The 15,649-nt window shown below is 58.9% G+C and carries 10 protein-coding genes; 8 read left to right on the top strand and 2 right to left on the bottom strand.

Annotated features, from left to right (window positions below; all coding sequences use genetic code 11):
• Positions 1 to 118 precede the first annotated feature (118 nt).
• The gene (gene msrA, locus BM395_RS07530; protein ID WP_090510248.1) at positions 119 to 766 is read left to right on the top strand and encodes a peptide-methionine (S)-S-oxide reductase MsrA; all 648 of its coding nucleotides are present in this window, start codon (positions 119 to 121) and stop codon (positions 764 to 766) included.
• An 89-nt stretch (positions 767 to 855) separates the two neighbouring features.
• Here the strand turns inward: msrA and BM395_RS07525 are convergent, their stop codons facing one another.
• A complete protein-coding gene (locus tag BM395_RS07525) occupies positions 856 to 1,692 on the bottom strand; it encodes a 23S rRNA (adenine(2030)-N(6))-methyltransferase RlmJ (protein WP_090510245.1) in 837 nt (278 codons plus the stop codon).
• 192 nt (positions 1,693 to 1,884) lie between these two features.
• On the opposite strand from BM395_RS07525, the gene BM395_RS07520 reads away from it, so the two are divergent.
• From BM395_RS07520 to selO, 6 genes are all read left to right on the top strand, one after another.
• Entirely contained in the window at positions 1,885 to 3,072 is a 1,188-nt protein-coding gene (locus BM395_RS07520; protein ID WP_090510242.1) for a YbfB/YjiJ family MFS transporter, read from the top strand.
• On the top strand, positions 3,072 to 4,115 hold the full coding sequence (locus BM395_RS07515) for an NAD(P)H-dependent flavin oxidoreductase (protein ID WP_090510240.1): 1,044 nt from the start codon (positions 3,072 to 3,074) through the stop codon (positions 4,113 to 4,115). The genes BM395_RS07520 and BM395_RS07515 overlap by 1 nt, the downstream gene beginning before the upstream one ends.
• 81 nt (positions 4,116 to 4,196) lie before the next feature.
• On the top strand, positions 4,197 to 5,999 hold the full coding sequence (locus BM395_RS07510) for an acyl-CoA dehydrogenase (protein ID WP_069898336.1): 1,803 nt from the start codon (positions 4,197 to 4,199) through the stop codon (positions 5,997 to 5,999).
• Between the two features lie 184 nt (positions 6,000 to 6,183).
• Positions 6,184 to 7,929: a potassium/proton antiporter gene (locus BM395_RS07505; protein WP_090510237.1), complete on the top strand. Its 1,746-nt coding sequence runs from the start codon at positions 6,184 to 6,186 to the stop codon at positions 7,927 to 7,929.
• Positions 7,930 to 7,962: 33 nt separating this feature from the next.
• Positions 7,963 to 11,319, top strand: coding sequence for a mechanosensitive channel MscK (mscK, locus tag BM395_RS07500; protein ID WP_090510234.1), 3,357 nt, complete (start codon positions 7,963 to 7,965; stop codon positions 11,317 to 11,319).
• A 72-nt stretch (positions 11,320 to 11,391) separates the two neighbouring features.
• The gene (selO, locus tag BM395_RS07495) at positions 11,392 to 12,852 is read left to right on the top strand and encodes a protein adenylyltransferase SelO (protein ID WP_090510232.1); all 1,461 of its coding nucleotides are present in this window, start codon (positions 11,392 to 11,394) and stop codon (positions 12,850 to 12,852) included.
• A gap of 32 nt (positions 12,853 to 12,884) precedes the next feature.
• Here selO and BM395_RS07490 read toward each other — a convergent pair whose 3' ends face one another.
• Entirely contained in the window at positions 12,885 to 13,583 is a 699-nt protein-coding gene (locus tag BM395_RS07490) for an aspartate/glutamate racemase family protein (protein ID WP_090510229.1), read from the bottom strand.
• A gap of 223 nt (positions 13,584 to 13,806) precedes the next feature.
• On the opposite strand from BM395_RS07490, the gene BM395_RS07485 reads away from it, so the two are divergent.
• On the top strand, positions 13,807 to 15,597 hold the full coding sequence (locus tag BM395_RS07485; RefSeq protein ID WP_090510226.1) for an SLC13 family permease: 1,791 nt from the start codon (positions 13,807 to 13,809) through the stop codon (positions 15,595 to 15,597).
• Positions 15,598 to 15,649: the final 52 nt, after the last annotated feature.

The raw sequence follows: 15,649 nt of genomic DNA, 5'->3' as shown, positions 1-15,649 counted from the left end.
GACAACCGTGCAGACGCCGCCAAACCTGCAGTACACTGGTCGATGAATAATCCGCATGTAACGCCACGCCGATGCAGTGGTCTACTTGCAGACAGACACATAGATTGAGGGATGGCACATGGTTCTGCGCTCGCAAATTCTGGCTCACAAACTTGAGCTGCCTACGGCCGAACAAGCATTGCCGGGGCGCGATACCCCGTTAGCAGTGCCCGACGCCCACTATGTCAATGGCAACCCGTTGCAGGCGCCCTTCCCAGCTGGCATGCAAATGGCCATTTTCGGTCTCGGTTGCTTCTGGGGTGCGGAACGCCGCTTCTGGCAACAACCTGGCGTTTATACCACCGCAGTGGGTTACGCGGGCGGCCATACGCCGAACCCGACGTATGAAGAAACCTGCTCGGGCCTCACCGCGCACGCGGAAGTTGTGCTGGTGGTTTTCGACCCGAAAGTAACCAGCTACCCGGCGCTGTTGAAAGTGTTTTGGGAGTCGCATAACCCAACGCAAGGCATGCGTCAGGGCAATGATCAGGGCAGCCAATACCGCTCAGCGCTGTATTGCTTCAATGAGGAACAACTGGAACAGGCCGAAACCAGCAAACAGGTTTACCAGGCAGAACTCGACAAGGCCGATGCCGGGCAAATCACCACCGAAATTGCTATGGCGCCGACGTTCTATTACGCCGAGATTTACCATCAGCAGTATCTGGCGAAGAACCCGGGAGGCTATTGCGGGATTGGCGGCACCGGTGTCTGCCTGCCAGCGTAACTGATGGCGCGCGCCCGCTTCGGGCGCGTACCTGCTACAGCGCACTCAGCTCAAGACCTGCACAAAGGCTTGAGCTGAGCGTGCCGAGATTACTCGGCGATCAGCCAGTCCAGACGCCAGCTGCTTTCACTTTGAGCCAGCCGTTTAGCAAGCCAAGGCAGAATTTGGCGCAGCTCGTCTTCCAGCCCCCAAGGCGGGTTACTGATGACCAGACCGGAGCCGTTAAGGCGCTGAGCATCATCACCCGGATGCACGAACAACTCTGCGCGCAGCAACTTCGGCGCGTTGCTCTTGCTCAAGTCGTTGTAGAAGCGGTGTAACTGGCGCTCATCCTTGATCGGGTACCAGATGGCGACGATAGCCTGCCGCATACGACCGATCGCATCATTCAAGGACTCAACACAACGCTCCAACTCATCGGCCTGCTCAAACGGCGGATCGATCAGCATCACCATGCGTTTTTCCTGAGTGGGCAACAGCGCGCGCGGCACATACCAGCCCTCCCCGAGATGCACGGCTGTGCGCCGGTCATGCGCCATGTTCTCTTTCAGCAGGCGACCGTCTTCAGGGTGTTTTTCGTTGAATTGCAGGCGATCCTGCTCACGACTCAACTGGCGCGCCAATTCGGGCGACCCCGGGTAATAGCGCAACTGACCGTCCGGGTTCATCGCCCGCAGCACACCGAAGTACTCATTGAACGCCGCCGGCAGATCATCCGCCTCCCAGAGCCGGCCAATGCCGTCACGCCATTCACCGGTGCGGGTAGCCTGATCGGCCGTCAAATCGTACAAGCCAAGCCCGGCATGGGTATCGAGGTAGGCATAAGGCGCCTCCTTGCGAGACAGCAACAGCAACAGACGGCTGAGCACCAGGTGCTTGAGAACATCGGCGTGGTTGCCGGCATGGAAGGCGTGACGGTAATTCATGAAAAGGCTCCTTGAAGCCCGTTAGTTTAACCGTTTGCTGAGTTTTCGCCTTGCCTGTTTGGCTGCAAAACCGATGAGCGCAGCGTCTGGACAACCTCAGGAGCCCGCGACTTAAGTCGTAAAACTGCGGAAAAATTGGCATCCCCCGCACAACTGCCGTTATGGTTTAGCCCGCCAAAAGACGGACCTGCGATGAGAACACTGCCTGACACACTGCCCAAACACTCAATTTTCCTTGCCCTGCTGGCGGGTGCCAGTGCGCTGATGGTGGTTCACGGCCTCGGCCGTTTTGCCTACACACCCCTGCTTCCCTACCTGGTGAGCGATGGCCTGCTGACGCTGGAACAAGGCGCGCGGGTGGCGACCTCAAATTACATTGGTTATCTGCTTGGCGCCCTGCTCGCACTGGTGCTGCATGCGCCGCAGCGAATGCGTATCGCCCTGCCATTGGCGCTGATCGTAAACACCCTGGTAACTTTTGCGCAGGTAGGTGCTGATTCTTACCAAAGCCTGCTCTGGCTGCGCCTCGCCAACGGCATCAGTAATGGCGTGGTGTTTGTGCAAGCACCTGCATTGGTTCTTGAATGGCTGGCCCAGCACCAGCGTACGCGGCTGAGCGGCCTGATCTATCTGGGCCTCGGCGGCGGTTTGTTACTGTCCAGCGCCACCGTTTCCTGGCCCGCGCAGTGGCTCAGCGGTGCGGCGCGCTGGTGGCCGATGGCGCTTCTGAGTATTCCGCTGGCACTCTTGAGCATCGTGCTGCTCAGGCGCCTGACGATCCAGCCGCATGCGGACGTTCATACGCAGAGCCGTACATCGCTGTTCGACCGCGCCAGTATTCCACTGTTTCTGGCGTATACCGGGGCCGGGCTGGGCTACATCCTGCCGATGACGTTCTTGCCGTCACTTGCCCGCGAGCAACTGCCCGCCAACGACCCATTGCTGAGTGGCGCCTGGGTCTGGACCGCAACAGCCAGCCTGGTTTCGATAGCCTTGTGGAATAGCCTCGGCGCGCGCCTGGGTGATCGCCGCGCACTGGTGTGCAACTACGCAGCGCAGGCATTGGGCGCTGCTGCACCGATGATATGGCCGGGCGCATTCGGCATCGTGATGTGTGGCGTACTGGTGGGCGGCAGCTTTATCGGCACGGTTTTCCTGACTCAGCGTCTGGCCCGCACCCTGCACCCGCATCAGGGCCCGCGCCTTTCCGCAGCACTGATTGCCCTGTATGGCGCCAGCCAACTACTGGGGCCGTGGATTTGCGCGCAGGCGCTGGAGAGCGGCGCCACGCTCACTCAGTGCTTCGGCATTGGTGCCGGTGCGCTGCTTTGGGGGTTATGCTGGACGTTAATGATTCCGCGTACAAAGGATGCAACCTGATGAGCCTGACCGAACTGCTTGGGGTAAAACTGCCGATTATCCAGGCGCCTATGGCGGGCGCCCAAGACCATCGCCTGGCGGCAGCTGTATGCCAAAGCGGCGCACTCGGCTCCTTACCTGCCGGCATGCTCGACGCCAATGCCTTGCGTCGCGAACTAACAGCCCTGCAGGCGCTCACAGACGCCCCCTGCAACGTCAACTTCTTCTGCCATCAAATGCCGGCCGCCGACCCGGTTCGCGAACAACAATGGCGCGAGTTGCTCCAACCATTTTTCACCGAGTACGCAATCGATCCTGAAAACATACCTGCCGGCGCCAGCCGCCTGCCCTTCAGCAGCGAAATGGCCGACGTACTGGATGAATTGCGCCCTGCCGTGGTCAGCTTTCACTTTGGCCTGCCGGCTCCTGAGTTGCTGGCACGGGTAAAAAGCAGCGGTGCGAAGATTCTCGGTTGCGCCACGACAGTTGCCGAAGCGCGTTGGCTTGAAGCACGAGGCGTGGATGCGATTATTGCTCAGGGCCTCGAGGCTGGCGGACATCGCGGAATCTTCCTCGACATGGACCTCAGCACCCAGCTCAGCACGCTGGCACTGGTTCCGCAGATTGTCGCCGCCGTCAGCATTCCGGTGATCGCTGCCGGCGGAATCAGCGATGCAGCCGGCGTAAGCGCGGCGATGCAACTGGGCGCTGCAGGCGTGCAGGTTGGCAGCGCCTACCTGCTCACGCCCGAATCAACCATCAGCAGCGTACATCGCGCGGCCCTGCAAAGCCCCGACAGCGCTAAAACAACACTGACCACCCTGTTCAGCGGTCGTCCGGCACGCGGAATCGTCAATCAACTCATTCGCACAGTAGGCGCGCAACCTGACCAGGCACCTGAATTTCCGCTGGCCAGCGCGGCCATTGCGCCGCTACGCAGCGCAGCCGAGAAGCTCGGGCGTGGCGACTGCTCACCGCTCTGGGCCGGGCAAAACCTGATGGGTTGCAAGGCCGTGCCCGCCGCGCAGATCACTGCGGCTTTGGCTGCGGGATTAAGCATGTGAGGCTTTATCACGCCAATTGATAATGCTGGGCAGAGCGGATGCGCCTGCCTAGACTCGGCCTCATTAACAGGAGGCCCCACCATGTCCGAGACGCTGCTTAACGCCCGCAACCTCGCTTTCGAGCTCTATGAAGTGCTGGATGCCGAGGCCCTTACCCAGCGCGAGCGCTTTGCCGAGCACAGCCGCGAAACGTTCAACGCGGCAATCGATACCGCGCGCAGCATCGCCGAAAACCTGTTCGCACCGCACAACCGAAAGAACGATGAAAACGAGCCCGAATACGTTGATGGCGCGGCGACGCTAATCCCGGAAGTGAAGCCGGCGGTCGATGCGTTCCTTGAGGCTGGTTTTCTGAATGCCACCCGCGAATTCGACGTCGGCGGCATGCAGTTGCCCAATCTACTGTCTCAGGCCTGCTTTGCCCACTTCCAGTCGGCCAACATTGCGACCTCGTCGTACGCCATGCTGACGATGGGCGCGGCCAATCTGATCGAGGCGTTCGGCAACGAAGACCAAAAGCAGCGCTACCTGCAACCGATGATCGACGGGCGCTTTTTCGGCACTATGGCGCTCACCGAGCCACACGCGGGCTCATCGCTGTCGGATATCCGCACGCGGGCCGAACCAGCAGCAGATGGCACTTACCGGCTCAAGGGCAACAAGATATTCATCTCCGGTGGCGACCATCCGCTGTCAGACAACATTGTGCACATGGTGCTGGCGAAACTGCCGGATGCACCGCCTGGCGTAAAAGGCATCTCGCTGTTTATCGTGCCCAAGTTTCTGGTCAACGATGACGGCTCGCTTGGCAAGCGCAATGACGTTCTGCTGGCAGGCCTGTTTCACAAGATGGGCTGGCGCGGAACCACCTCGACAGCGCTGAACTTCGGCGATAACGGCGAATGTGTGGGCTACTTGGTAGGTAAGCCTCATCACGGCCTTGCCTACATGTTCCAGATGATGAACGAGGCGCGGATCGGCGTCGGCATGGGCGCGGTCATGCTCGGCTATGCCGGTTACTTGTACTCACTCGACTACGCCCGTCAGCGTCCGCAAGGCCGACTGCCAGACGGCAAAGACCCGACCAGCAGCCAGGTTGCGATCATCGAGCACGCCGACGTTCGACGCATGCTGCTGACCCAGAAAGCTTATGTCGAAGGCGCTTTTGATCTGGGCCTGTACGCAGCCAGATTGTTCGACGACACACAGACGCTTGAAACCGCAGAGGCCCGCAGCAGCGCGCTGGAACTGCTCGACCTGCTGACCCCAATCGTAAAATCCTGGCCTTCTGAGTTCTGCCTCAAGGCGAACGAACTGGCGATACAGATTCTCGGCGGCCACGGTTATACCCGCGAGTATCCGGTGGAGCAGTATTACCGCGACAATCGCCTGAACCCGATTCACGAAGGCACTCACGGCATCCAGTCGCTCGACTTGCTGGGGCGCAAAATCTCGATGAACAACGGGGCGGCGCTCAAGCAGTTGGTCAAGCTGATCCAAAAATGCTGTGAGCAAGCCAAAGGCTTCACCTCGCTTGACGCAATGCGCCAGCCACTTGAGCAGTTACTGGCACGCCTGTCGGCAGTCACCCTGGCGTTGCTGGGTGATTTGATGAGCGGCAAGGTCAATCAGGGGCTGGCGAACTCGGCCTTGTACCTCAAGGTTTTCGGCCACTGCGTGATTGGCTGGCGCTGGCTGGAACAGGCAATTCGCGCTGAGCAAGGTCTGGCGCACGGCAACCCTGCCGACACCGACTTCTATCAGGGCAAGCTACAGGCGGCGCGCTACTTCCTGACATGGGAAGTGCCAGCCTGCCAGCACGACCTCGACCTGTTGGAAGCGCGCGACGACACCTGCCTGAACATGCAGGACAACTGGTTCTGAAACAGCCGGACGTGGTGCGCCGGTTGTGACTCGCAACCGGCGCATCGCAAGCATTAGGTACAGTTTTCAGGCAATTGTTTACGCCAATTGCTAACCCAATTGCGGGGCCACAGGTTAGAATCAGTGGCACGCGCAATGCATAGTTTCATGGCGCGACCTTCCTCTGCATATGGAGTACGTGCCCTTGGATGCCAGCACCATCAACAGCCTGTTCATGATTGGTGCATTGCTGGTTGCGTTGAGCATTCTGGTCAGCGCCTTCGGCTCGCGCTTCGGCATCCCGATCCTGGTTATCTTTCTCGCGGTCGGCATGCTCGCCGGCGTCGACGGTCCGGGCGGCATCGTCTTCAACAATTACCCGCTGGCCTATCTGGTCGGCAACCTGGCACTGGCGATCATCTTGCTCGATGGTGGTATGCGCACCCGCGTGTCGAGTTTCCGCGTGGCGCTCTGGCCCTCGTTATCACTGGCAACTGTCGGGGTAATGGTCACAGCCGGGCTCACCGGCGTCGCCGCTGCGTGGCTGTTTGATCTGAGCCTGATGGAAGGCCTGCTGATCGGCGCTATCGTCGGCTCAACAGACGCCGCCGCCGTATTCAGCCTGCTCGGTGGCAGCGGCCTCAACGAACGTGTCAGCGCCACCCTCGAAATCGAATCCGGCAGCAACGACCCGATGGCGGTGTTCCTCACTGTCACCCTGATCAGCATGTTATCAAGCGGCCAGACCGGCTTTAGCTGGGACTTGCTGATGCAATTGGTGTTGCAATTCGGCCTGGGCGGCATATTGGGTCTGGGCGGCGGCTGGCTGCTGCTCAATCTGGTCAATCGCATGGCGCTGGCCAACGGGCTCTATCCATTGCTGGTAGTCAGTGGCGGCCTGATGATCTTTGCCATTACCACGGCATTCGGCGGCAGTGGCATTCTGGCGATTTACCTGTGCGGTCTGCTGCTGGGCAATCAGCCGATTCGCTCGCGCCACGGCATTTTGCACATGCTCGACGGCCTGACCTGGCTGGCTCAGATCGGCATGTTCCTGGTACTTGGCTTGCTGATTACACCGCATGAGCTGCTGGCGATTGCACTGCCTGCACTTGGGTTGGCGCTGTGGATGATTCTGTTTGCGCGGCCGCTGTCGATCTTCCTCGGCCTGATGCCATTTCGCGCGTTCCACGACCGCGAGCGAGTGTTTATCGCATGGGTCGGTTTGCGCGGCGCCGTGCCGATTATTCTCGCGGTGTTCCCGCTCATGGCCGGGCTGCCGAATGCGCAACTGTTCTTCAACGTGGCCTTCTTTATTGTTCTGGTCTCGCTGCTTCTGCAAGGCAGCAGTTTGCCGCTGGCCGCCAAGTTACTGCGCGTGACTGTACCGCCAGAGCCAGCTCCGGTATCGCGCACCGGCCTTGAAGTGCACCCGACGAGCCAGTGGGAATTGTTCATCTATCGTCTGGGCGCCGAAAAATGGTGCATCGGCGCGGCGTTGCGCGAGCTGAAAATGCCGCAGGGAACGCGCATTGGCGCCTTGTTCCGCAATCAGCAATTGCTCCACCCGTCAGGCAGTACCCGGCTCGAGGCTGGCGATATGCTTTGCGTCATCGGTCACGAACATGATCTGCCGGCGCTGGGAAAACTGTTTAGTCAGGCACCGAAGCGCGGACAGGATCTACGCTTCTTTGGTGACTTCGTACTTGAAGGCGATGCCGAACTTTCCGCCGTGGCCGCGCTGTATGGTTTGAAGGTCACTGAAGCCGACAGCAACCAGCAGCTGGGCCGCTTTATCGCGCAGGAAATCGGCGGTGAACCTGTCGTAGGCGATCAGGTCGAATGGCAAGGTTTGACCTGGACGGTCGCCACCATGGAAGGCAATAAAATTCGCAAGGTCGGGGTCAAGTTTCCGGAAGGTAGCCGCCCCAGCCCGGGTTTGTTTCTCTAACTGTTTATCACTCTGAGTCGCCAGATAGCGCCCATGCCATCAATTCGTAGCGTTGCTTTATCTATTCTTCTTGGCCTTAGCGTGGCCATGCCCATGGCCCACGCGGCGCAAACGCCTAAAAGCGAGGATGTCCAGCGGAGCCTGGAAACCATCAGCGAGCGCAATCTGCCGGAAGCGGATGCAGCCGAGCTGAAACAGGTTTTGGAAAAAACCCTGAGCCTGCTCAATTCGCAAAAAGACAGCGTCAAGAAACTCGACGACCTCAAGGCCCGGCTCGATGAAGCACCACGCCTGATTGGTGAGGCCCAACGTGAGCTGGCTCGTTTGAAAGGCAGCACGCCGACGCCGGTTCAGGAACGCTACGCCAACAGCAAAGTGTCCGACCTTGAGCAACTGATCAACGAGCGCAGTAATCAGTTGGCTCAATGGCAGAAAGACATTATTGAAGCCAATAGCCTGATTATCACCGCACAAACCCGCCCGGAACGTGCACAAGCCGAAATCAGCAGCAATCAGGTTCGCGCCCGCGAGATTGCCGGCATCCTCAAAGCCGGCAAGATGGATGGCAAAGCCCTCAGCAGCGAAATGCGCGACCAGCTCAATGCAGAAGTCGATCAACTCAATGCGCAAACCGAGTTGCGCCGCCAGGAATTGAGCGGCAACAGCCTGCTGCAGGACCTCGGCAGCAGCCAGCGCGACCTGCTCGAAGTGCGCATCAAGCGCCTTGAGCAAGAGCTGATAGACCTGCAAACGCTGATCAATGACAAACGCCGCGAACAGTCGCAACAAACCGTTAGCGAGCAGTCGCTGGAGGCCGAGAAAGCCGGTTCAGACAAACTGCTCAGCCTTGAGAGCAGCTTGAATCTGAAATATTCAGATTACCTGCTGCGTGCGACTGACCGGCTCAATCAGCTTACCCAGAAGAACCTGCAAACCAAGCAGAAGCTCGACTCGCTTAATCAGATTGATCAGGCGCTGGACGAACAGATCAACGTTTTGCAAGGCAGCCTGTTGCTGTCGAAAGTTCTATATCAGCAGAAAAAAGCCCTGCCCTCGCTCGAGATCGACGCCGGCCTGAGTGACGACATTGCCGATATTCGCCTGTACCAATTCGAACTCAACCAAGCCCGCGAGCAGATCAGCAACCCCGACACTTACGTTGAAGATAAACTCGCCAAGCAGCCTGCCGAAGAAGTCACGCCCGAAGTCAAAACATCGCTGACGTCACTGATCCAGACCCGTCGTGATCTGCTGGACCGACTCAATCGTGAACTGAACGCAGTCCTCAACGAGTCGATTACCTTGCAGTTGAACCAGAAGCAACTGCAAACCAGCGTTACAACCTTGCGTGAGACACTCGACGAGCAATTGTTCTGGATCCCCAGCAACAAACCACTTGATATCTCCTGGTTCGAGGAAATGCCTGCGCGCCTCCAGCGCCAGCTATCCGAACTGCCCTGGCGCTCGAGCTCTCAAGAGCTGGGCGCAGGGCTGGTCGAGCGACCGCTGCTGTTCCTGCCCTTGTTGCTGCTGATCAGCTTCCTGCTCTGGCGCCGGGGGATTATCTACAAGAAGCTCAAGGAGCTGCACCACGACATTGGCCACTACAAGCGTGACGGTCAATTGCACACGCCAATGGCGTTGCTGCTGAACGTCCTGCTGGCTTTGCCGGGTGCCTTGTTCTTCGGGCTCTGCGGCTTTGCCCTGCAAATGGATGCACGCGGACAGAACGCCAACCTGGGTTCGGCGCTCTACGGCATGGCATTCGCGTGGTTAGTGTTTTATACCTGCTACCGGATTCTCTCGCCGGGCGGCGTTGCAGAACTGCATTTCCGTTGGGGCAAGCCCAATGTCGCGTTCCTGCACCGGCAAATTCGCTACCTCGGCCTTGTGGTCATTGCGCTGGTGGCGGTGGTTACCGTGGCCGAACGCCAACCGGCTGAGTTAGCCAATGACGTAATTGGCATCGGCGTGGTTATTTCTTGCTACGCCCTTATGGCCTGGCTGTTGTACAAACTGCTGATCAGCGGGCCTGCCCGCGAAAACTCATCGACCTTCCGCACCCTCATTGGCTGCTTGTTCAGTCTGCTGCCACTGGCGCTGATCATTGCCGTTGGATTTGGCTATTACTACACCGCGCTGAGGCTGACTGACCGACTCATCTACACCATTTACCTGCTGATATTCTGGGTCATCATCGAAGCCACGCTGATCCGTGGTCTGGCAGTTGCGGCCCGTCGCCTTGCTTATCAACGCGCTCTGAGCAAACGCCAGGCGCAAGAAGACTCCGACGGCTCTGACGTTGTTGTAGAGGAACCCACGCTCGACATCGACCAGATCAACCAGCAATCGCTACGCCTGATTCGACTCGCGCTGGTGGGTACCTTCGTGGTTGGGTTGTATCTGGTCTGGGCCGATTTGATTTCAGTGTTCTCCTACCTTGATAACGTCACGCTCTACGAATACAGCACGGGCTCGGGCGCCACGGCCAGCGTTGTGCCGATCAGCCTCAGTGACGTTCTCAGCTCGCTGCTGATAATCGGTATTACCATCGCGCTGGGCCGCAACTTGCCGGGCCTGCTGGAAGTGCTGGTGTTGTCGCGGATGAAACTTGCGCAAGGCAGTGCTTATGCCACCACAACCTTGCTCTCTTACGTCATTGTCGGCCTCGGCTCGGTCATCACCCTCTCAACCCTGGGCTTGAGCTGGGACAAACTGCAGTGGCTGGTAGCAGCCCTGTCAGTCGGCTTGGGTTTCGGCTTGCAGGAAATTTTTGCCAACTTCATTTCCGGTCTGATCATCCTGTTCGAGCGTCCGGTGCGAATTGGCGACGTAGTCACCATCGGCAACCTGTCCGGTACGGTAAGCCGTATTCGCATTCGCGCCACCACGATTACCGACTTTGATCGCAAAGAAATCATCGTGCCGAATAAAACCTTCGTCACCGACCAACTGATCAACTGGTCGCTGAATGACACGATCACCCGCGTGATCATCACGATTGGCCTGGCGTATGAGGCGGATCTTGAGTTGGCACGCAAGCTGATGATGCAGGCGGCCATGGATAACCCGCGTGTTCTGCGCGACCCGGAACCGGTGCTGTTCTTCCTCAGCATTGGCGCCAGCACCTTCAATTACGAGCTGCGCGTGCATGTGCGCGAATTGGCTGATCGCAACGCCGCCACCGACGAGTTGTTGACCAAAATCGCCATGAGCTTCCGCGAGAACAATGTCGAGATGGCATTCAATCAGCTCGATGTTTCAGTGAAGAGTTTGAAAGGCCTCGAACTTAACTTGAAAACCGGCAAGACCAGCTTCGTCAGTGACGAGCCGGAGCAAAAACAGCCCGATGATCTGAACAAGCAACCGCCAGCGGTCGACCCGAACTGAGCATGGCGTTATTGTCGGTGTTAACGCCGTCGGCCTTCTTGCCGGCGGCCACCGTTTTGCTGGAGTGTGGTTTTGAAGTTACTCACCGACCTGACATTCGACAATCGCTTTGCCCGCCTGGGCGATAGCTTTTCGACCGAGGTCAATCCCGAGCCGATCAGTGACCCCAAGCTGGTAGTCGCCAGTTTGGGCGCTGCCACGTTGCTCGACCTTGACCCAAAGGAGCTGGATAACCCGCTGTTCACTGAGATATTCGCGGGCCACAAGCTGTGGAGTGAAGCCGAGCCGCGGGCGATGGTTTACTCCGGCCACCAGTTCGGCGGCTACACGCCGCGCCTTGGCGACGGTCGGGGCCTGTTACTCGGTGAAGTGCTCAATGACAGCGGCGAACACTGGGACCTGCACCTGAAAGGCGCAGGCCCGACGCCGTATTCGCGCATGGCTGATGGCCGCGCGGTGTTGCGCAGTTCAATCCGCGAATTTCTCGCCAGCGAGCACCTGCATGCGCTGGGCATCGCCACATCGCGGGCGCTGTGCGTGACCAGTTCGAGCACGCCGGTGTGGCGCGAGAAGCGTGAAAATGCCGCCATGTTGTTACGCCTGGCCCGCAGCCATGTGCGCTTTGGCAGCTTCGAGTATTTCTATTACACCAAGCAGCACGAACTGCTGAAACAACTCGCCGATCACGTACTCGACGCGCATTACAGCGAGTGCCGAAGCGAGCCCGAGCCGTATCTGGCGATGTTCAAGACCATCATTGAACGCAACGCCGAGATGATCGCCCACTGGCAGGCTTACGGCTTTTGCCACGGCGTGATGAACACCGACAACATGTCTATTCTCGGCATCACTTTCGATTACGGCCCTTACGCCTTCCTCGATGATTTCGACGCCCGGCACATCTGCAACCACTCGGATGACACCGGCCGTTATAGCTTCAGCAATCAGGTGCCAATCGCCCAATGGAATCTCGCGGCGCTGGGACAGGCGCTGACACCGCTGGTCAGTGTCGATCAGCTGCGTGAAAGCCTGGAGCTGTTCCTGCCGCTGTACGAGGCCCACTATCTGGACCTGATGCGCAAACGCCTGGGCCTGCTCACGGCCGATGAAAACGATGGCGATCGCATCCGCACCCTGCTGCAACTGATGCAAAGCAGCGCGATTGACTACACCCGGTTTTTCCGCGAACTCGGAGACAGCACACCAGTGGCTGCCTGCGCACGCTTGCGTGAAGACTTCACCGACCTTGCCGGCTTCGATGCCTGGTCAGCCGACTACATTGCAAGAAGCCAGCTTGAGGGCGACTCGCAAGAGCAACGCCGCACGCGGATGCACGCTGCCAATCCCAAATACATTCTGCGCAACTATTTGGCGCAAGAGGCTATCGAGGCTGCTGAGGCCGGCGATTACGCGCCTGTGCGCGAACTGCATGAGGTGCTCAGCAAGCCATTCGATGAGCAGCCAGGCAAAGAGCGCTACGCCCAGCGGCCGCCGGACTGGGGCAAACACCTCGAGATCAGTTGCTCATCCTGATGTAGGCCTGAAAATGCTGACGGGGGCTTTATTCAGTCGCCGGTCAGCATCCAGTCCAGGCCCATCTGCACATGCAACTCGGTGCTGTCGTACAACGGCAGCGGGGCCTCAACGCCCTCAAGCAGCAGGCCGATCTCGGTGCAGCCCAGAATACCCACTTCGCAGCCCTGCGCCCGCATGTCTTCAAGACACGCGAGGTAAAAATCGCGGGACTCGTCGGTGAATACACCACGGCACAGCTCGGCAAAAATCACCCGATCAATCTCGCCAATCTGCTCTTCGCTGGGTATGCGCACATCAATGTCGAAGCGTTCAGCCAGCCGCAACCGGTAGAAATCTTCCAGCATGGTGAAGCGCGTGCCCAGCAAGGCAGCCCGCTTGATACCGGCATTCTGTAAAGCAAGGCCCACCGCATCGCCTATGTGCAAAAGCGGGATCGACACGGCCGCCTCGATAACAGGCGCTACTTTGTGCATGGTGTTGGTGGCCAGCAACAAAGCTGTCGCGCCGGCCTGCTCCAGGCGCTGCGCACTGTCGGCCAACAACGCCCCCGCGGCCTTCCAGTCGCCACTGCTTTGCAACGCTGCGACCTGAGCGAAATCCAGTGAATGCAAAAGCAACGGCGCTGAATGCAAACCGCCGGCGCGCTCGCGAACGCCCTGATTCAGCAGCCGGTAATAGCTTGCCGTGGACTCCCAGCTCATGCCACCGATTACGCCTAGTTGCTGCATCGCATCACCTCCGGGTAAAAACTGAAACTAACACCCGGGCATAAATGGGCCTAGTGACAGTTGCCACATATATCCAAAGTACAGCAGCTTTGGTTAATCCAAAATCGCATATAAACCTGCCCAAACATTCTTAGACTATCTAAGCAAAGCCCACTATCTTGGCGACCTTGTGCCGGCTCTCATCGCCAGCTCACCACTTACACGGTTCAAGGTTGGGACATCAATGCTCGGGGTTTCATTGCCGTTGCTGTTTGTCGGCGCACTGCTGGTCTGGGTGTTGTTCGCCTTTGTTCGTGAGAAATGGAGCCCGGATATCGTCGCTGCCATCGCAGTGGCAGCCCTGCTGATCACCCAACTGCTGACGCCCGCTGAAGTTCTCAGCGTGCTGTCCAACTCCGCCCCGGTCACCATCGCCTGCATGTTCGTGCTCTCGGCAGCACTGGAGCGCACCGGCTGCGTTGATGCGCTGGGCAACTGGCTGGGCAATCTGGTCGGCACCAGCCCGATTCGCGTGCTCACCGGCTTGACCCTGACCGCACTGGTTATTTCCGCCTGCCTGAATAACACCCCGGTGGTGGCGATTCTCACCCCGGTGGCGATTTCCCTCGCCCGCCGCGCTGGCACCATGCCGTCCAAGCTGCTTATCCCGTTGTCTTACGCGACCATTCTGGGCGGCACGCTGACGATGATTGGCACTTCGACCAACATTCTGGTCGACGGCGTGGCACGCAAGGCCGGACTTGCGCCCTTCGGGATTTTCGAGATCACCGGAGCCGGTCTGATTCTGGCGACTGCGGGCATGGCTTACCTGTTGTTGGTTGGCCGCCACCTGCTGCCAGATCGCGACACTCTTTCGCGCCAACTGCGCCCTGATCTCGACCGCACCTTCATGACCGAATTACTGGTGCCGCACGAGTCGCCGGTTATCGGTAAAACCCTCAGCGAAGCCAACCTCAATGGCGGCAGCGGCCTGCAAGTGCTCAAGCTATTCCGTGAGGCGCTGGAAATAACCGAACCGGGTCACGACACCGTACTGGAAATGGGCGACCGGCTGGTGCTGCACGGTCAGGTCAAGAACGTGGTCGAGCTGCGCGAAAGCGGCCACCTGACGTTCAATCGCAGCGACGCATTCGAGACCATCAGCAGCCATGATGTCATTCTGGCCGAGGCCATCGTGGGCCGTAACTCTCGCTACAGCCATCGCCCGATGCGTGACCTCGACCTCACCGCCCGCTACGGTATCGCCGTGCTCGCCGTGCACCGTCAGGACGAGAACGTGCAAGGCAACCTCGACGATTTCGAGTTGCAGTTTGGCGATGTAATGCTGGTAGAAGGCACGCCCGCGCAGATCAAACGCTTTGCCGACAACGGTGAACTGATCAGCCTGCACGCTGTGCAAGAACGCGCCTTCCGCCGCGATAAAGCGCCGATAGCAATCGTCGCAACATTGGCCGTGATGCTGCTCGCCGCCTTCAGCGTGATGCCGATTGAAGGCCTGGCCATCATCGGTGCGGTCGCGGTACTGGCAACTCGCTGCCTTGATGTCGAGGATGCATACAAGGCCGTCGACTGGAAAATTCTCAGCCTGATATTCGGCATGCTGGCGATCAGCATTGCCATGGACAAAGTCGGGCTGGTGAAGATACTGGTCGAGAACGTCATGGGCTGGCTGCCGTGGGCCGGGCCGCTGTTGATGCTGTCGTTCATCTACCTGTTTACATCGATACTCACCGAGCTTTTGTCCAACAACGCGGTCGCGGTATTGGTCACTCCAATCGCCATCGGGCTGGCGCAGCATCTGGGCGTCGACCCGCGCCCTTTTGTGGTCGCTGTGATGTTTGCCGCCAGCGCCAGCTTCGCCACGCCCATCGGCTATCAGACCAATACCTTTGTATATAACGCGGGCGGTTATAAGTTTACCGATTTCATGAGGGTCGGCATTCCGCTTAATCTACTGCTTTGGGTCGTCGCGACGATTGTCATCCCGCTATTCTGGCCACTCACGCCGCTGTAGCAGCCCTTGATATCGGCGCACGATGCCTGCACATTGCAGGTAATTCTTGTGG

Origin of the sequence: Pseudomonas marincola (genome assembly GCF_900116605.1) — a bacterium.
GTDB classification, from domain to species: Bacteria; Pseudomonadota; Gammaproteobacteria; order Pseudomonadales; family Pseudomonadaceae; genus Aquipseudomonas; species Aquipseudomonas marincola.
This window is presented reverse-complemented; position numbering and strand designations above follow the sequence as displayed.